The sequence below is a fragment of the Rhodococcus sp. NPDC127593 genome, from assembly GCF_042671975.1.
Taxonomy (GTDB): Bacteria; Actinomycetota; Actinomycetes; order Mycobacteriales; family Mycobacteriaceae; genus Rhodococcus_F.
Map to the genome: position 1 here is coordinate 69,509 of NZ_JBHXWI010000003.1, position 18,236 is coordinate 87,744.

8 protein-coding genes are annotated in these 18,236 nt (G+C 70.7%); 4 read left to right on the forward strand and 4 right to left on the reverse strand.

Translation table 11 applies throughout. The features are described from left to right. Positions 1 to 3 precede the first annotated feature (3 nt). Positions 4 to 1,014, forward strand: coding sequence for an LLM class flavin-dependent oxidoreductase (locus ACFVJ3_RS03280; protein WP_378450695.1), 1,011 nt, complete (start codon positions 4 to 6; stop codon positions 1,012 to 1,014). Between the two features lie 18 nt (positions 1,015 to 1,032). On the opposite strand, the gene ggt is transcribed toward ACFVJ3_RS03280, so the two are convergent. The 3 genes from ggt to ACFVJ3_RS03295 form a co-directional block, all read right to left on the reverse strand. Continuing rightward, positions 1,033 to 3,003 carry a gamma-glutamyltransferase gene (gene ggt / locus ACFVJ3_RS03285; RefSeq protein ID WP_378450696.1) on the reverse strand — a complete coding sequence of 657 codons (1,971 nt, stop codon included), beginning with the start codon at positions 3,001 to 3,003 and terminating at the stop codon, positions 1,033 to 1,035. A 37-nt stretch (positions 3,004 to 3,040) separates the two neighbouring features. After that, complete coding sequence (locus ACFVJ3_RS03290; RefSeq protein WP_378450697.1) at positions 3,041 to 4,561, reverse strand: FUSC family protein; 1,521 nt, start codon at positions 4,559 to 4,561, stop codon at positions 3,041 to 3,043. A 170-nt stretch (positions 4,562 to 4,731) separates the two neighbouring features. Then, positions 4,732 to 5,169, reverse strand: coding sequence for a hypothetical protein (locus ACFVJ3_RS03295; RefSeq protein ID WP_378450698.1), 438 nt, complete (start codon positions 5,167 to 5,169; stop codon positions 4,732 to 4,734). An 85-nt stretch (positions 5,170 to 5,254) separates the two neighbouring features. On the opposite strand from ACFVJ3_RS03295, the gene ACFVJ3_RS03300 reads away from it, so the two are divergent. Further along, on the forward strand, positions 5,255 to 5,947 hold the full coding sequence (locus ACFVJ3_RS03300; protein WP_378450699.1) for a helix-turn-helix transcriptional regulator: 693 nt from the start codon (positions 5,255 to 5,257) through the stop codon (positions 5,945 to 5,947). A 28-nt stretch (positions 5,948 to 5,975) separates the two neighbouring features. Here ACFVJ3_RS03300 and ACFVJ3_RS03305 read toward each other — a convergent pair whose 3' ends face one another. Then, positions 5,976 to 6,764 (reverse strand): putative protein N(5)-glutamine methyltransferase, encoded by a 789-nt coding sequence (locus ACFVJ3_RS03305; RefSeq protein WP_378450700.1) that lies wholly within the window; start codon positions 6,762 to 6,764, stop codon positions 5,976 to 5,978. 350 nt (positions 6,765 to 7,114) lie between these two features. Here ACFVJ3_RS03305 and ACFVJ3_RS03310 point away from each other — a divergent pair, with 350 nt between their 5' ends. After that, positions 7,115 to 17,713, forward strand: coding sequence for an SDR family NAD(P)-dependent oxidoreductase (locus ACFVJ3_RS03310; RefSeq protein WP_378450701.1), 10,599 nt, complete (start codon positions 7,115 to 7,117; stop codon positions 17,711 to 17,713). Between the two features lie 94 nt (positions 17,714 to 17,807). Next, the gene (locus ACFVJ3_RS03315; RefSeq protein ID WP_378450702.1) at positions 17,808 to 18,221 is read left to right on the forward strand and encodes a DUF732 domain-containing protein; all 414 of its coding nucleotides are present in this window, start codon (positions 17,808 to 17,810) and stop codon (positions 18,219 to 18,221) included. Positions 18,222 to 18,236: the final 15 nt, after the last annotated feature.

The following is an 18,236-nucleotide window of genomic DNA, read 5'->3' on the forward strand; positions in this document are numbered from 1 at the left end:
CGCATGGAACTCGGGTTGACGACGTTCGCGGAGGTCGGTTCCGGCGGGGTCGGGGCGGTGTCGCCGCGGCAGCGCCTGAAGGATCTGCTCGAAGAGGTCGTCCTGGCCGAGCAGGTCGGCCTCGACGTGTACGGCGTCGGTGAGCACCACCGGGCGGACTTCGCCGCGTCGGCGCCGGCGGTCGTGCTGTCGGCCGCCGCCGCCCGGACGTCCCGCATCGCATTGACCAGTGCGGTCACCGTCCTGAGCTCCGACGACCCGGTGCGGGTGTTCGAGGAATTCGCCACCCTCGACCTGATCTCCGACGGACGCGCCGAGGTGATGGCCGGTCGCGGCTCGTTCACCGAATCGTTCCCGCTCTTCGGTTACGACCTGGCCGACTACGACGACCTGTTCGTCGAGAAACTCGGCCTGCTGCTCGCCCTCCGCGACTCGGAGACCGTGAATTGGTCGGGCCGGCACCGGCCGGCGCTGACAGACCAGTCCGTCTACCCCCGCCCCGAACGGCCCCTTCCCATCTGGGTCGGGGTCGGCGGCAATCCCGAGTCGGTGGCCCGCGCCGGACTGCTCGGCCTACCGATGGCGCTCGCGATCATCGGCGGACAACCCGCCCGCTTCGCACCGCTGGCCGACCTGCACCGCCGTGCGGTGTCGGAAGGCGGGCACGCACCGCAGCCCATCGCCGTCCACGCGCACGGTTACGTCGCGGACACCGAGGACCGGGCGGTTTCGGAGTTCTACCCGTCGTACGCCGCGGCCATGACCGGCCTCGGACGCGAACGCGGATGGGCGCCGATGAACCCGCAGGCATTCGACGGTCTGCGCGGACCCGGCGGTTCGCTCGTGCTCGGCAACCCCGAGCAGGTGGCGGAGAAGATCGCCGGTATGCGCGACACCCTGGGCATCGAGCGGTTCATGCTGCACCCCAGCGTCGGGCCGCTGCCCCACGACAAGGTGATGCGCGCGATCGAACTGCTCGGCACCAAGGTGGCCCCGCTCGTCGAGCAGGCGTGATTCGGGCGGTGGCGGTGCCTAACCCGTACCGTCACCCATCACCGCGCCCTCCCGTCGTGGGTCCGCGCCGCCGACCCACCCCGAGCCCTGGCGCTGCAGCGCACTGAGCCCGCTGGACTGCGGCGCGACCGACACCTGGTGTCCCATCGCCCGCAACTGCACGATCAACGGGTCGTCGGCGCCGTCGTTGGCCGCATTGATGTTCGGATGCTCCCCGCCGACGCCGGTGACCGGGGTGTTGGCGGCCCCGAAGTCGACCGCCGACACCGCCTGCTGCGGGTTCAGACCCCAATCCAGCATTCCCACGAGCGTTTTCACCACGAACTGGATGATCACCGAACCGCCCGGCGACCCCGTGACGTATTGGACGTCTCCCCGCGAACCGTCGCTGCCGCGGTCGAAGACGAGCGTCGGCGCCATCGAACTGCGGGGCCGCTTACCCGGTTCGACACGGTTGGCGAGCGGCGTCCCGTCCGGACCGACGGGCTGCGCCGAGAAGTCGGTGAGCTGATTGTTGAGCACGAAGCCGTCCGTCATGTGGAACGAGCCGAACGCCGATTCCACCGTCGTCGTCATCGACGCGACGTTCCCGTATTTGTCGGCGATCGAGATGTGGCTGGTGCCGTGTTCCTTGTCCTGCGGCTGGACACCGAGGGGGACCGGCCCGAAGTTGCCTGGTTGCGCGGTGCCCATGCTCTTACCGGGGTCGATGAGGACGGCCCGCTGCTTCAGGTAGTCGTCGTTCAGCAGCGTGTCGAGGGAATTTCCCGGCAGCGGAACGAAATCGGAGTCCGCGACGTACTTGTCCCGGTCGGCGTACGCCAGTCGCTCCGCCTCGGAGATGAGATGCACGGCCTCCGCCGTCGGCTTTCCGCCGTTGTCGTCGAGGTTCGTGGGCCCGTACTCCGACAGGTCGAAGTTCTCCAGGATGCCGAGCGTCGCCGCGACCGCCGTGCCGCCGGACGACGGGTTGGGCATGCCGCAGATCTCGTGGTCCCGATACGGCGTGCACAGCGCCGTCCGCTTCTTCGCCTGGTAGTTCGCGAGGTCGTCGAGAGTCATCTGTCCGGGGGTGCGCCCGCCCGACGCCGTCGCCGTCGCATCGACGATGCCCTGGGCGATTGCCCCGGTGTAGAAGGCGTCGGCGCCGCCCGCCGCGATCGCACCGAGCGTCTTGGCCATGGCCGGGTTCGTCAGCTTCGTGCCTGCCGGCTTGGGGCTGCCGTCCGGATTGAGGAAGTACGCCTTCGACGGCTCGTCGAGCGCCAAATCGGGTGCGGACTCGGCGATCTGCCCGGCCATCCGGGGGCTGATCTCGAGTCCCTGGTCCGCGAGCGAGACGGCCGGGTCGAACAGTTCCCGCCACTCGTCCCGGCCGTGCTCGCGGTGCGCCAGTTCGAGCATCCGCACCACCCCGGGAACCCCGATGGACCGTCCGCTCGCCCGGGCGTCCGGCTTTGGCTCGGTGCGGTCGGTGTCGCTGATCCAGCGCAGGTAGTTCTCCGTCGCCGCCATCGGCGCGACCTCGCGCCCGTCGTACGCCTCGACACTCTTCTGCCCGGCGTCGTAGTAGAGCAGGAACGCCCCGCCCCCAATTCCGGAGGACTGCGGTTCGACGAGCCCGAGAACGGTCTGGGCCACGATCAGCGCGTCGGCAGCCGTGCCCCCGTCCCGCAACACCTCACACGCGGCCTGCGTCGACACGGGATTGGCGGTGGAGACCGCGTACGACGCGGTGTTCACCGGCACCATCCCGGAGCGGTAGACCGTTGCGATCTCGGGGTTGGTCGCGAGGTTCTGGGTGGTCGGCGCCGGGCCGGGAGGCGGTGGAGCCTTGGCGATCGGGGTGCCGTTGGGAACGTCCGCACACGTGGCCGCCGGATCGCTCTGCGGTTCCTCGTCCGACGCGCACGCGGCCAGCATGCCGACGCAGAGAGCCGCGGCCAACGAGGCCCGAATTGCAGTTCCGATTCCCGTCACAGGACCCATCAACGAACCCTAACAGCGGGGATCCGGTGCCGACCGGCTAAAGACGAGGTCCGAAGTGCCGGGTCAGGATTCGGTAACCGAGCTCGTGGAGGTGGTGGTGCTCGGGCCACCGGTCGCGGGTCCACGCCGGGTCGGTGTGGGCGGCGGTGATCGCGGCGGTGGTGGAACTGTGCAGATCGAACTCGAGATCCCGGCAGAGTTCCGCGACGGCGGCCGGTTCCCGCGCATCGCCGAGCCGCCCGATCGTCCCGGCCACCTGTTCGTCCGCGTCGCGCAGGATCCGCCGGTACGAACCCGGAAGCACGGTCCACAGCACGAGGATCGCCACCGCCACGCCCAGGACGGTCTCGAGAAGCCGGTCCCGGGTGACGACGACGAGGTCGACGTGGGTTCCGAGGCCGCCGAGAACCAGCGCGAGCGGGGTGATGAACACCATCGCCAGGCCGTAGTTGCGGACGAGGAAGGCCTCCGTCCCCGCCATCAGGAGCGCCACGACGAGTACCAGCGCGGCCGCCGGCAGGTCGAGCGTCGCCAGCGCGGCGAGCAGAACGAGTCCGAGCACCGTTCCGAAGAACCGGTGCAGCCCGCGGTACGTCCCCAGCACGCGGTCGGGGCCCTGGTGCAGGATCATCGCCGCGGTGATCACCGCCCAGTCGGGCCTGCCGACGCCGAGACCCAGCGCCAGGAGACCGGCGGCGGGGCACGCGACCAGCAGTCGCGCGACGATCGTCCAGGATCGGCCCCGCAGATGAGCCGCCCGCGCGAGCCGGTAGCGGATCGACGGCCTGGGCAGCGGGACCTGCGGCCGCAGGTCGTCGACGTCGGAGGCGTGATCCGCGCCCAGACCGTCGACCGCGGCCGCGCACCGCAGGTGAGCCGCACGCAACGTGCGGGTGAGCGGATGATCACGGCCGACGAGGGCGGCGTCGTGGAGGCACTGCCACGCGGCGTGCAGCGACCGCACCGCGTCCCGGCGGGAATTCGGTGCGAGCGTGTCGGAGAGTGCGGCCTCGACTGCCCCGACAGCGGCCGCGACCGCGGCACGCTCGGGGGTGCGTGGGCGCGCGAGCAGCCCCGACATCGACACGAGCAACGCCGACACCGCACCGACCGCCGCCCAGGACGTCACCTCCACCACGGAGACACCGAGGGCGGGCAGCGCGGACGAGATCTCCACCGTGAGCAGCGGAAGGAAAGCACCCGGCGCTCCCAGCCGCAGCCCGTCGACGACGAAGGCGCAGACGGCGACGACGACGGTCATCGCGAGGACGAGCGCCATCCCCCACAGCGGGGAACCGCCCGCCGCGGTCACGTCGTGCACGAACGCGCCGACCGCGGCGCCGACACCGGCCAGGAGGACCATCACAGCGGCGGCGATCGAGACCACCCGCCACCGCACCCGGTACGCCCTGCCCTCGCCGTAGACGACGGCGAAGGCTCCCAGCGTCGCCGTCGCGGCGACCGCAGAGTGTCCGAGCGCGACCCCCGCCAGCGCGGGCAGACACGCCGCCACCCCGGCGCGGACCACGCCCGGCCAGCGCCGGCCATGCTTGGGCACCCCCAGAAGCAACGACCGTGCCGGGGCCGGCGCAGGGATCGGCACACCGCTATCCCGCGACCCGGTTCCCTGGTCCTGCGCTCCTACCGACACGACCACACAGACTACGAGCGGTCGAGTCACTCGAAACAGTCGATGAGGTGCATCTCACGTCGGGTGCGCGGTACCGATCAGGTGTGGGGGTGGTGGAGCGGGCGCCCGTACTCCGCGGCGAGCAGGGCGAGGGCGACGGCACCGGCAAGCAACCCGAAGTCGCGCAGTGCGACGTCGTAGTACCCGGACAGCGTGACCAGGTTGACGATGATCCCGGCCAGCCAGGCCGCGACGACCCAGGCACCGATCCGCGGCGCCACGGCGACGAGGATTCCTGCGACCACTTCGATCACGCCGACGGCGTACATGCCCTGCTGCGCCGTTCCCGGCAGGATGCCGTCGATCCACGGCGCCAGGTAGTTCGGCCAGTCGGTGAGCCAGTTCGTGAACTTGTCCAGCCCGAACAGGATGGGCGCCACGGTGAAGACCGTGCGCAGCACGAGAAAGGCCTGATAGCCGGGGTCGGCCAGGGTGTGCGAACCGTGGCTGACCTCGTGGGGTGTGTTGGTAGTCATGACGACTCCTTCTAAAATCTATGTGTATTGACTATAGAATTCCCGGCAGAATTAAGTCAACGATTTTCGGTTTTACAATGGGTCCATGGATGACACTCCACGCTCGGACGTCTCCGCCGTCTCCTCCCTCGACGAGCCGGTGCGCAGGCGGGTGTACGACCACGTGCGCGCGCAGATGACGCCGGTCAGCCGCGACGACGTCGCCGAGGCGCTGGGCCTCGCCCGCTCGACGTCCGCGTTCCATCTCGAGAAGCTGGCCGACGAGGGGCTGCTGGCGGTCGAGTTCGCGCGGCGCGGGGGACGCTCGGGTCCGGGCGCGGGACGGCCCGCCAAGCTCTACCGACGATCCGACCGTGAGTTCTCCGTACACCTGCCCGAGCGTGCGTACGCGCTCGCCGGGGAGTTGTTCGCCCGGGCGATCGAGGACGCCGATGCCACCGGCACATCACCGCGGGCCGCCCTCGCGGCGCTTGCGCAGGACTTCGGCCGCGGCCTCGGCGCCGACACGGGATGCACGGACGCCGACCTGGTCGCGGCGCTCGCGACGTGCGGTTACGAACCGCGCCTCGCCGACGGCACCATCGTCCTGGTCAACTGCCCGTTCCACGCGCTCGCCCGGCAGCACACGGACATGGTGTGCGGAATGAACCTCGCGCTGCTGTCCGGACTGCTCGACGGCGCGGGATGCGAGGATCGCCGCGCCACATTGGCACCCGCCGAGGGGTACTGCTGCGTGCGGATCGAAGGCGGGGAGCCGGGCCGATCCGCACGTGAGTGACAATGCGTGCCCCGGGACGCTTCGGCACTCACGTGGGGTGGGCGCCGACGACGACGGTGGCGTCCATGTCGTCCGACGTCTCGATCCGGGTGATCAACCCGGCATCCGCGAAAGCCTTCGCGGTGAGAGGGGCCTGACTCTCGCTGGTCTCGATCAGTAGATGACCACCGGGCGCGAGCCAGTCGCGCGCCGCGAGGGTCACCCGCCGCTGGATGTCGAGCCCGTCCACGCCACCGTCGAGTGAGACCCGTGGTTCGTGGAACCGCGCCTCCGGTGGCATCAACCGGATCGCGTCGGTGGGCACGTACGGGGCGTTGGCCACCAGGATGTCGATGCCTCCCCTCAGCGTGGTGGGCAACGGTTCGTACAGGTCGCCCTCGAACACCCGGCCGGGGTCCGCGACGTTGCGTCGCGCGCAGCGGACGGCGGCGGGGTCGATGTCCACCGCGTACAACTCGATGCCGTCGAGCGTCTCGGCGAGCGCGGCCCCCACCGCGCCCGAACCGCAGCACAGGTCGACCACGACAGCGTGCGGGCACGCGAGGGCGGCGGCCTGCTCGACGAGGAACGCGGTACGACGACGCGGCACGAACACCCGCGGATCGACTGCGATCCGGAGCCCGCAGAACTCGGCCCAGCCGAGGACGTGTTCGAGGGGGACACCGGCGACGCGGCGGTCCAGCATCGACGCGAGTTCGTCGGACGTCCGGGCCGCGGAGACGATCAAGCGGGCCTCGTCCTCGGCGAACACACAGCCGGCGGCGCGAAGCCTCGTGACGAGAACGAATTCGAGGGACGGTGAGAGAGACACTGACATGGGAGAGCCTTCCGGAATGCCGAGGGGCGCTCTCCCGGTCACCTTATGTCGGTACGACCGCGCGGTCGCGAAGTGAGAGCACCCGACCTGAACGAACGGACACCGGTCTCACCTCCTCGATACGGATCCTGCTCGGAGTCGCCACACTACCTCCACGAGCGCTCGGCGGGCAGCCGAATAACCGGAAGTGGTGTGGACCGGAGCAAGGGCGGGTACCCCATGTGGCCTGGCCGAATTGACCAGGGAGATCGATCGAAGGTGATGCTCGGACCGCTGCCTCCGCATGGTGGTGGCGGATACAATCGAGGTTTCCGCGCTACGTACGGCGGATCTCGGATAGGACCCCCGATATGGCCGATCAGGCGAAGCTCCTCGACTATCTGAAGCGAGTCACCGCGGAGCTCTACCAAGCGCGGGAAAAGCTCCGCGAGGTCGAGGGCGTGAGCCGCGAACCGATCGCCGTCATCGGTATGGGCTGCCGGTACCCCGGCGGGGTGCGATCGCCGCAGGACCTGTGGCGCCTGGTGGAGTCGGGCACCGACACCGTCGCGGGGTTCCCCGACGACCGGGGCTGGGGCCTGGCGGACCTCTACGATCCGACGGCGGAGCAGGCCGGCAAGACCTACACGGTGCAGGGCAGCTTCCTCGACGACCCGGCGGGGTTCGACCCCGAGGTCTTCGGCATCTCGCCGCGCGAGGCGCTGGCGATGGACCCGCAGCAGCGACTTCTCCTCGAGACGAGCTGGGAGACGTTCGAACATGCCGGCATCGATCCGCGGTCGGTGCACGGCCGCCAGGTCGGCGTCTTCACCGGGCTGTCCGGCATCGACTACGCGGCGCGAGCGGGCGGCATGCCGCCCGAAGACCTCGAGGGGTACTTCATCACCGGCAACGCCATGAGCGTCGCGTCCGGCCGCGTGGCCTACAGCTTCGGCCTGAACGGGCCCGCGATCACGGTGGACACCGCGTGCTCGTCGTCGTTGGTGTCCATCCACCTCGCCATGCAGGCGCTGCGCAGCGGCGAGTGCGAGCTGGCGCTGGCGGGCGGGGCGACTGTCATGGCGACCCCCGCGGTGTTCGTGGAGTTCAGCCGCCAGCGCGGACTGGCCCGGGACGGCCGGTGCAAGGCATTCTCCGCCGCAGCGGACGGCACGGCGTGGGGCGAGGGCGCGGGGATGGTCGCGTTGGAACGACTGTCCGACGCAGAGCGCAAGGGTCGCCGGATACTGGCCGTCATCCGCGGCAGCGCGGTGAACCAGGACGGCGCCAGCAACGGCCTGACCGCCCCGAACCGGCAGGCTCAGGAGCGGGTGATCGCGCAGGCTCTGGCCAATGCGGGAATCGGCCCGGGCGACGTCGACGTGGTCGAGGCGCACGGCACCGGCACGAAACTGGGCGATCCGATCGAGGCGTCCGCCCTGCTGGCCGGTTACGGCCGCGACCGCCCCGCCGACCGGCCGCTGTGGCTCGGCTCGGTGAAGTCGAACCTCGGGCACACCCAGGCGGCCGCCGGCGTCGCCGGGGTGATCAAGATGATCATGGCGATGCGGCACGGCGTCCTGCCGAAGACACTGCACGTCGACCGGCCGACACCGCACGTCGACTGGTCCGCCGGTTCGGTCTCGTTGCTCACCGAGAATCGGGAGTGGCCGGGGTCCGATCGGCCCCGGCGGGCGGCGGTCTCGTCGTTCGGCATCAGCGGCACCAACGCACACGTCGTCCTGGAGGAGTCCCCACCGGTCGAGCCACCGGCGGGTGAATCGTTTACTCCCCCGGACGAAGTCGTGGCCTGGTTCGTCTCGGGTCACACCGAGCTCGCGCTGCGCGCCCAGGCCGAGCGCCTACGCGACTACGTCACCGAGCACCCCGAGCTGACGCCCGCCGCGGTGGCAGGCGCACTGCTGGGTTCCCGTGCCACGTTCGACCACCGCGCCGCCGTGATCGGCGCACGGACTCAGAGCCTGCTGAACGGCCTCGACGCACTCAGCCGGGGCGCGCCCAGCGCCGACGTCGTCACCGGCGTGGCGTTGGAAGCCGGCGACCGGCCGGTGTTCGTCTTCCCCGGTCAGGGTTCGCAGTGGGTGGGCATGGCCACCGAGCTACTGGACACGTCGCCGGTATTCGCCGACACCGTGCGGGAGTGCGCCGACGCGCTGGCCCCGTATACCAACTTCTCACTGCTGGACGTGCTGCGCGACCGTGACCCCGCGGCGCTGGACCGGGTCGACGTGGTGCAACCGGCGCTGTTCGCGATGATGGTCGGTCTCGCGGAACTGTGGCGCTCCCACGGCGTCGAACCGGCGGCCGTCGTCGGACATTCACAGGGCGAGATCGCGGCCGCCTATGTCGCGGGCGCGCTGAGCCTTTCGGACGCGGCACTCGTCGTGGCCGCACGCAGCAGGGTGATCGGCGCGTCGGCCCGGCGGGGCGGCGGGATGGCTTCGGTGGCACTGCCGCAGGACATCGTGCGGGAGAAGATTCAGCCCTGGGCCGGCGCTGTCGAGGTCGCGGCGATCAACGGGCCGTCCGCGACGGTGATCTCCGGACCTGTCGACGCCCTCGACATCCTGGTCGGGCAGTTGCAGGGCGACGGCGTCCAGGCCAGGCGGATCGCGGTGGAGTACGCGTCGCACTGCGCGGACGTCTCCGTCCTGCGTGAACCTATTCTCGACGTCCTCGCCTCGATCACTCCCCGCCGGTCGCGAATTCCGTTCTACTCGTCGGTGACCGGTGGCGTGCTGGACGGCACCGCACTGGACGCGGACTACTGGTACCGCAATCTGCGACGGACGGTCCGGTTCGAGCAAGCGACGAGATCGCTGGTCGCGGACGGGTATCGACTGTTCGTCGAGTCGTGCAGCCATCCCGTCCTCACCGTGCCGTTGCAGGAAACCCTCGATGCGGCGGGTGTCGCCGGCCGAGCCATCGGGACCATCCGGCGCGACCGCGCGGGCCTGCGCCAGTTCACCGCCGCACTCGCCGAGGCACAGGTCCACGGACTGCACGTCCAGTGGGATCGGGTGAGCTGGGCTCGACACGACGATCGGCAGTGGGTGGACCTACCCACGTACGCCTTCCAGCACCGCCGCTACTGGCTGGAAAGCCCCGTGCCGCAGGGCGATTTCGCGTCGACGGGTATGGAAACCGGTGGACATCCGATGCTCGCCGCGTCGGTCGAGCTCGGTGACGGCCGAGGCGCCGTGTTCACGGGTCTGCTGTCGCCACAACGCCTTCCATGGCTGAGCGACCACGGTGTCAGCGGCACCGTCATTCTGCCGGGCACGGCTTTCGTGGAGCTCGCCCTGCACGCCGGGAACCGCGCGGGGTGCGGCCGTCTCGACGAACTCGCCATCGAGGCACCCCTGGTGATTCCCGCCGAGGGTGAGGTCGCATTGCAGGTGAGCGTGCTCGCCGACGGTGAGGCGGGCCGATCCACGGTGTCGGTGCACTCCCGGCCTGCGGATGCCCCGCAGGACACCCCGTGGACCCGGCACGCCACCGGCACGCTCACGGCGGCCGTGGACACCGCCGACTCCCCCGAACAGCAGTGGCCGCCCGCCGATGCCACGCCGATCGACGTCCGAGGTCTGTACGACGTGCTCGACGATGCCGGCTACGAGTACGGCCCGGCCTTCCGTGGTCTCCGGGCGGCCTGGCGGCGCGGCGACGACCTGTACGGCGAGGTGCGACTGAGCGGAGAGGACCCGGTTGCGGCGGTCGCGGGATACGGGATCCACCCGGCGGTGCTCGACGCGGCGCTGCACGTGATTGCGCTCGGAGCCGCAGACTCCGGTGTCCGGCTGCCGTTCGCCTGGGACAAGGTGCAACTGCACGCGGTGGGCGCCACCGCCTTGCGCGTTCACGTCACCACGACCGGACCCGAGCGCTACCGGGTCTCCGCGTACGACGCGGCAGGCAGACCGGTGCTGACCGCCGAATCGCTGGCGCTGCGGCCGCTCGGGGACGCGGGTGTGCCTGCCGCCCGGGTCCGGGACAGCCTCTACCGCGTGGACTGGATGCCGGTGGGTGCGTCCAGCACGGCTCCGGCGGACCTGATGCCGCTCGAGGAGGCGCTTGCCGGCGGTGATCCGGAAGGTCGCGTGCTGTGGCTCGACCGCGATCCGGGCGACGAACCGGACATCCCCGCTCGTGCGCACGCCGCCGCGGAGGCGACGTTGCGGGCGGTCCAGTCCTGGCTCCGCGAGGATCGCCTGGCCGAGACTCGCTTGCTGGTCACGACGAGGCTCGCGGTGGCGGTCCGCGACGACGAACCGGTCGACGACGTGTCTGCCGCCCCCGTGTGGGGGCTGATCGGCGCGGTGCAGAACGAGCACCCGGACCGCATCACGCTGGTCGACCTGGACGTGCCCGCCGGTGATCCTTCGTTGATCTCCATGGCCCTGGCCTGCAACGAGCCTCAGCTGGCCATCCGGGACGGTGTGTTGCTGGCGCCCATGCTCGCCGCGGTGACGCCCGCCGCGGCGGCGCCCGCCGCGGCGGCGCCCGAACCGGGACCCGCACTCTTCGGCCCGGACGGCACGGTCCTGATCACCGGCGGCACCGGGACCATCGGCAGACTGATCGCCCGTCACCTCGTCGCGCGGCACGGGGTGCGCCGACTGGTGCTGACCGGCCGGCACGCGCTCGATGCCGAGGGGGCGGCCGAACTGCGTGCCGACTTCGCCGAGTCGGGGGTGGAGGTCAGAGCTGCCGCCTGCGACGTGGCCGACCGCGCCGCGGTGGCCGCTCTCCTTGCCGGCATTCCCGACCTGTCCGGCGTGATCCACGCCGCCGGGGTGCTCGAGGACGCCACCGCCGCCAGCTTGACCGAGGACCAGTTGCACGCCGTCCTTCGTCCCAAGGTGGACGGTGCCTGGCATCTGCACGAACTCACCCGGGATCGCAACTTGTCGGCGTTCGTACTGTTCTCCTCCGCGGCGGGTGTGCTCGGCGGCGCAGGCCAGGCGAACTATGCGGCGGCGAATGTCTTCCTCGACGCACTCGCGCAGCACCGCCGCGCCCGCGGGCTGCCCGCGACGTCCATGGCCTGGGGACTGTGGGACCGGCCCAGCGGGATGACGTCCCATCTGAATGCGGCCGATCTCGACCGGTTGCAGCGCAGCGGCATCGACACCATCAGCCCGGAGTCGGGTCTGGCCCTGTTCGACGCTGCTCTCGCCGTGAACCGTCCGTTGATCGTGCCGATCCGGCTCTCGACGCGGGCCTCTCGATCCGAGGGTGAGTCGCTGCCGCCGATCCTGCGCCGGGTGCTCGGGGTCCGTCGTCGCCGCACCGCTGCCGCCGATTCCCCGACCGGCCTGGCCGAGGAGTTGCGGGCACTGGACCCCGGCGAGCGGCACAGCCGGGTGCTGGACATCGTCACCACCCACGTGGCGGCCGTACTGGGTCACGAAGGCAAGGAGGCGATCGACCCGGAACGTGCCTTCAAGCAACTCGGTTTCGACTCGCTGACCGCCGTGCAACTGCGCAATCAGCTGGCGACCGCCACCGGTGTGCGACTGGCCGCGACGGTGGTGTTCGACCATCCCACCGCAGACGCGCTGACGCAGGAACTGGTGGCGCGCCTGCTCGGGGACGATGCGGCTCCGCAGCCGGCCGGTCCGACACGTGCCCGCAGGGACGACGATCCGATCGTGATTGTGGGAATGGCGTGCAGATACCCCGGCAAGGTGTACTGCCCGGAGGACCTGTGGCGGCTCGTCCGCGACGGCCGCAACGCCGTGGGCGCGTACCCTCACAACCGGGGCTGGAATCTCGACGAGGTGTACGACCCCGACCCGAACCGGGCCGGTACCACGTACATGAAGGAGGGCGGGTTCCTCTACGACGCAGACGAATTCGATGCCGCGTTCTTCGGCATCAGCCCGCGCGAGGCGATCGCGATGGACCCGCAGCACCGGCTGCTCCTCGAGAGCGCCTGGGAAGCCTTGGAGCAGGCAGGAATCCGGCCGACCGCTCCCGGCCTCACCGACACCGGCGTGTACGTCGGGCTGATGGGCGGCGACTACGGCTTCCATCTGATGACTCAGCGCAACGTCGACGCCGAGGGCTATCTGATGACCGGGACGAGCAACAGCGTGGCGTCCGGCCGGATCTCCTACTCCCTCGGCTTCACCGGTCCCGCGGTCACCGTGGACACGGCCTGCTCGTCGTCGCTGGTGGCCATGCATCTCGCGGCGCGGGCGCTCCGCGACGGGGAATGCACGCTGGCGCTGGCCGGTGGGGCGACGGTGATGGCCACACCCGGTGTGCTGATCGAGTTCAGCCGCCAGCGCGGGCTCGCCTCGGACGGACGCTGCAAGCCGTTCTCCGACCGGGCCGACGGCACCGGGCTCAGCGAGGGCGCGGGAATGGTGGTGCTGGAGCGGCTCAGCGACGCCCGGCGCAACGGCCACCGGGTGCTGGCGATCATCCGCGGATCGGCGGTCAACCAGGACGGGGCGTCCAACGGATTGACCGCCCCGAACGGGCCGTCCCAGGAACGGGTCATCCGCCAAGCGCTGGCCGACGCCGCGCTCGGCCCCACAGACATCGACGCCGTGGAGGCACACGGCACCGGCACGACGCTCGGTGACCCGATCGAGGCGCAGGCGCTGCTGGCCGCGTACGGGCAGGGCCGGGAGGGCCGGCCGCTCTGGCTCGGCTCCGTCAAGTCGAACATCGGCCACTCCCAGGCGGCGGCGGGCGTCGCAGGCGTGATCAAGATGGTGATGGCGATGCGGCACGGGGTGCTGCCACCGAGCCTGCACGGCGACGTCCCCACCCGGCACGTCGACTGGACCGCGGGCGAGGTCTCGCTGCTCGCCGAATCGGTTGCCTGGCCGGAGACCGGACGGCCCCGTCGGGCGGCCGTCTCGTCGTTCGGCATCAGCGGCACCAACTCGCACATGATCCTCGAACAGCCGCCGGAGGACGCGGCGCCGGAGGTCTCGCCGCCGTCGGCGTCACCACTGGTCTGGGTGATCTCCGGAAAGACCGGGGATGCAATGCGGGCACAGGCCACCCGGCTGGCGGAGTTTCTCGACACGGACGAGTCCGAACTCCCGGATCCGGCCGACCTCGCCTACTCGCTGGCCACCACCCGATCCGGTTTCACCCACCGCGCCGCGGTGATCGGAGAAACACTGGCCGACCTGCGCGACGGCCTCGCCCGGATCGTCACGAGTCGACCCGGCGGCAACGTCGTCACCGGGACGAGCGCCCGCGGCAAGACGGCCTTCATGTTCACCGGCCAGGGTGCTCAACGCATCGGGATGGGCCGCGGCCTCTACGACGCCTACCCGGTGTTCGCGAGGGCACTGGACGAGGTGTGCTCCGCACTCGACGAGCACGTGGAAACCCCCGTACGGCAAGTAATCTGGGACGAGTCGGACGGTGGCGGCGCGAAGCTCGACAGCACCGAGTACACCCAACCGGCACTGTTCGCCATCGAGGTCGCGCTCTATCGGCTGCTGCGGGACTGGGGCATCACGCCCGACTATTTGATCGGCCATTCGATCGGCGAGATCACCGCGGCACACGTCGCGGGGGTGTTCAGCCTGCCCGATGCCGCCGCTCTGGTGGGTGACCGTGGGCGGTTGATGCAGTCGACCAAACCGGGTCTGATGATCGCCGTACGGGCACGCGAGGAGGACATCCTGCCGCGGATCGACGGCCGCGTCGATCTCGCGGCCGTCAACGGCGCCGAATCCGTCGTTCTCGCGGGCGCCGAACGCGACGTGCACGCCGTCGCATCCGAACTGTCCTCCGCCGGACTGAAGACCACGACCCTGCGGGTCGAGCGGGCCTTCCATTCGACCCTGATGGACCCCATCCTCGACCAGTTCGCCGCCGTGGTGGCGAGGCTGACGGTGCAGCCGCCGAAGATTCCGGTCGTCTCCAACGTCACCGGGCGCGTCGCCACCGCCGACGAACTCATGTCCCCGGAGTATTGGACCCGACACATCCGGCACGCGGTGCGTTTCCACGACGGCGTCTGCGCCCTCGACGAACTCGGCGTCACCCGCCTCGTCGAAGTCGGTCCCGGCGCGGCCCTGGCGGCACTGGCTGCCGAGGTCGTCCCGAACACGATCGCCACGCTGCCCGGGCGCGGGGACGAAACACACGGGATCATCGAGGCGGTCGCCGCCGCCTACGTGCAGGGCGCAACGATCGACTGGGACCGGGTACTGCCCGGTCGCCGCCGGGTGGCCCTGCCCACCTATGCATTCCAGCGCCGCTCCTACTGGCCGACGGCGTCCACCCGGCACACCGGCGATCCGACCGAACTGGGTCTGACCCCGGCCGATCATCCGCTGCTCGGTGCCGCGGTCACGCTCGACGACGACTCGACACTGTTCACCGGACAGCTGTCGCTGCACCGGGATCCATGGCTCGTGCCACCGACGATCGACGACGGCGACCAGCCGTCGACCGGCGACGCGAAGACGCTGTTGCCTGCGGTGCCGGTCGAACTCGCCTTGCACGCGGCCCACTATGTCGGTCTCGACCACATCGACGAACTCACCCTGCACCAGCCGCTCGTCCTCCCGCCATCGGGACTGGCCTCGATTCGCGTGCTCGTCTCTCCGCCCGGCACCGACGGCGCTCGCACCGTCACGATCTCGTCGAAGCCGGGAGACATCGACGGTCCGGACAGCTGGGTTCGGAACGCCTCGGCGACGATCGACGACGTCGTCGGCCCTGCCGCCGGAGTGCCGCACCAGGACCCGGGCGACACCGAGACCGAGGTGCGCCTCGACGAGGGCACCGACACGAGTGGATTCGGCATCCACCCGGAACTGCTGCAGGCGGCCATCGAACCGCTCCTCGGGTGGGACGGCTGGCCGCTGACCTGGTCGGGGATCCGTCTGCACACCGTCGGCGCAGAGGCGATGACCGCCCGGTTCACTCCCGACGAGGACGGACGGTACCGCGTTGCCGCCGTCGACCCCGCGGGCGAGCCGGTGCTGACCGTCGATGCGCTGCGGGTGGCCCAGCGGGCGGTCGACGGGCAGGACGCGGGCAGGTCGGCGTCTCTGCGACTGCACCGGGCGGCCTGGATCCCGGTGGAGGTGGCCTCGTCCGAACGGCCCCTCGGACCGGCGGTCGTCCTCGGCGCCGAGGGGTTCGGCGACCCGGGTGTGGGTTCGACGTTCCCGCGTTACCCCGACCTCGAGGCGTTGCGGACCGCGATGGAGTCCAGGCCGGACGACGACGACCTGCGTCCGTGGACGGTGCTGGTCGGGTGTGCGACCGAGGGTGACCACGGTCCGGACGCGGCCCACGACCTGTGCGCTCGGGTACTGCGACTGCTCCAGGAGTGGCTCGACGACGAGGCCGTCGCCGACAACCCGCTAGTGATCGTGACGCGCAACGCCATGGTCACCGACGACGGGCAGGACCACGACGCCCGTCCCGACCTCGCCGCCGCGGCGGTGTGGGGTCTCGTCGGCTCCGCACAGAACGAGAACCCGGACCGGTTCGTGCTGATCGACCTCGACGACGCATCCGACGCCGAGGCCGCGATCACGTCGGCATTGGCGAGCGGGGAACCGCAATCGGCGGCCCGGACCGGCACCTTGCGCGCACCTCGGTTGCGGCGCATGCCCGCCGTCGACGAATCGACAGCGTTCGATCCCGGCGGCACCGTTCTGGTCACCGGCGGCACCGGCACGGTCGGATCTCTCGTGGCCCGGCACCTGGTGACCGGGCACGGGGCACGGCACGTGCTGCTGACCAGCCGGCGCGGACCCGACGCCGAGGGCAGCGACCCACTGCGCCGCGAACTGAGCGGTCTGGGCGCCGAGGTGAGCATCGTCGCCTGCGACACCGCGGACGAGTCGGCGGTCGCCGCGCTGCTGGCCGGGATACCGCCCGAACACCCACTCACGGCGGTGATCCACGCGGCCGGCGTGATCGACGACGGCACCCTCGCGTCGCTCACCCCCGAGCGGCTCGACGCGGTCCTGCGGCCGAAGGTCGACGCGGCCTGGAACCTGCACCGGCTGACCGCGAACAGCGACGTTCGGGCGTTCGTCATGTTCTCGTCGCTCGCCGGCATCCTCGGCGCTCCCGGGCAGGCGAACTACGCGGCCGCGAACATGTTCCTCGACGCCCTCGCCCATCACCGTCACGCCCTCGGGCTGCCCGGGCTCTCGATCGCGTGGGGCATGTGGGCGACACCCAGCGCCATGACCGACAACCTCGGCGCGATCGACCTCGCCCGAGCCCGCCTCAGCGGAATGATTCCGATGCCCGCAGCCGACGGCCTGGCCCTCTTCGACAGCGCGCTGGCTGCCGGTGCACCCACGGTCGCGGCCGCACGGTTCGACCACTCCGGTTCGGCCGCACCGTACGTTCCCGCCCCGCTGCGTGGCCTGATCCGGGAATCGCGGCCGCACGCCGCGGGGTCGGACGCGGTCGTGACCGGAGCGAGCGGGTCCGGGCCGTCGGATTGGGCGCAGCGCCTCGCCGACCGGTCGATCCCCGAACAGCGGCACCTGATGCTCGATCTGGTGCGAGGCGGGGCAGCCACGGTGCTCGGCTACGACGCATCGGACTCGGTGGACCCCGACCAGGCGTTCAAGGAACTCGGCTTCGATTCACTGGCGGCCGTGGCGCTCCGCAATCATCTCGGTGCCGCCACGGGGCTGCGGTTGCCGCCGACCATGGTGTTCGACCACCCGAGTCCGCGTGCCGTCGCCGAGTTCCTGCGCTCGGAACTCGTCCCGGATCCGATGTCCGTCGCTCTCGCCGACGTCGACCGGCTTCGCGCGACCATCGACGAACTCGGCGAGGACAGCGAGGCGCGGTCGGCCATCGCGCAGCGCCTCGGAAGTCTGCTGGCGGAGGTCGGCACGTCCGACGATGCACATGCGGCCGCGGTCGACAAGATTCACGCCGCGACGAGTGAGGAGATCCTCGACCTCATCGACCGCGGTCTCTGACCCGGAACAGTGCGGGTGATCGCCGCCGGGAACACCGGCCCCGCAGGCGATACGATCGTCGCCGTCACAGGCCTCGAAAGGAATCACACGCCCCATGCGCCGCACCCTTGCTCTGACCGCCCTCACCGTCTGCTCCGCGGCACTCCTCACCGCCTGCGGTGGCGACAGCGACACCGCCGCCGCCCCCGAGACGACGTCCGCCTCGGCTTCCGTTGCGGCGAGGACGACTGCCGCCACCGCCCCCGGCAGCCGCGTGTTCTCGGTCGCCGACGACCCGCAGACGGCCGCCGACTACCTGGCCTACCTGCGTGCGAACAACCAGACCGTCACCAACGACGACCTGGCGGTCCATCAGGCCGGTGAGATCTGCACCGCCCTCGACGCAGGCAAGCCCCTCGATCAGGTGCGTGAGGAGTGGACGCCGATGCTCACCAACGACGGCGTCTACCCGTACATCATCGGCGCGATCACGCGGTACTGCCCCGATCACGAGAACGTTCTCAACTAGTAGGCGCTTCGCGCC

Bases quoted from the DNA above. Each gene is read 5' to 3' on its own strand.
- ACFVJ3_RS03295 (WP_378450698.1), bottom strand. From the start codon at position 5,169: ATGACTACCAACACACCCCACGAGGTCAGCCACGGTTCGCACACCCTG.
- ACFVJ3_RS03300 (WP_378450699.1), top strand. From the start codon at position 5,255: ATGGATGACACTCCACGCTCGGACGTCTCCGCCGTCTCCTCCCTCGAC.
- ACFVJ3_RS03305 (WP_378450700.1), bottom strand. From the start codon at position 6,764: ATGTCAGTGTCTCTCTCACCGTCCCTCGAATTCGTTCTCGTCACGAGG.
- ACFVJ3_RS03315 (WP_378450702.1), top strand. From the start codon at position 17,808: ATGCGCCGCACCCTTGCTCTGACCGCCCTCACCGTCTGCTCCGCGGCA.
- ACFVJ3_RS03310 (WP_378450701.1), top strand. From the start codon at position 7,115: ATGGCCGATCAGGCGAAGCTCCTCGACTATCTGAAGCGAGTCACCGCG.
- ggt (WP_378450696.1), bottom strand. From the start codon at position 3,003: ATGGGTCCTGTGACGGGAATCGGAACTGCAATTCGGGCCTCGTTGGCC.
- ACFVJ3_RS03280 (WP_378450695.1), top strand. From the start codon at position 4: ATGGAACTCGGGTTGACGACGTTCGCGGAGGTCGGTTCCGGCGGGGTC.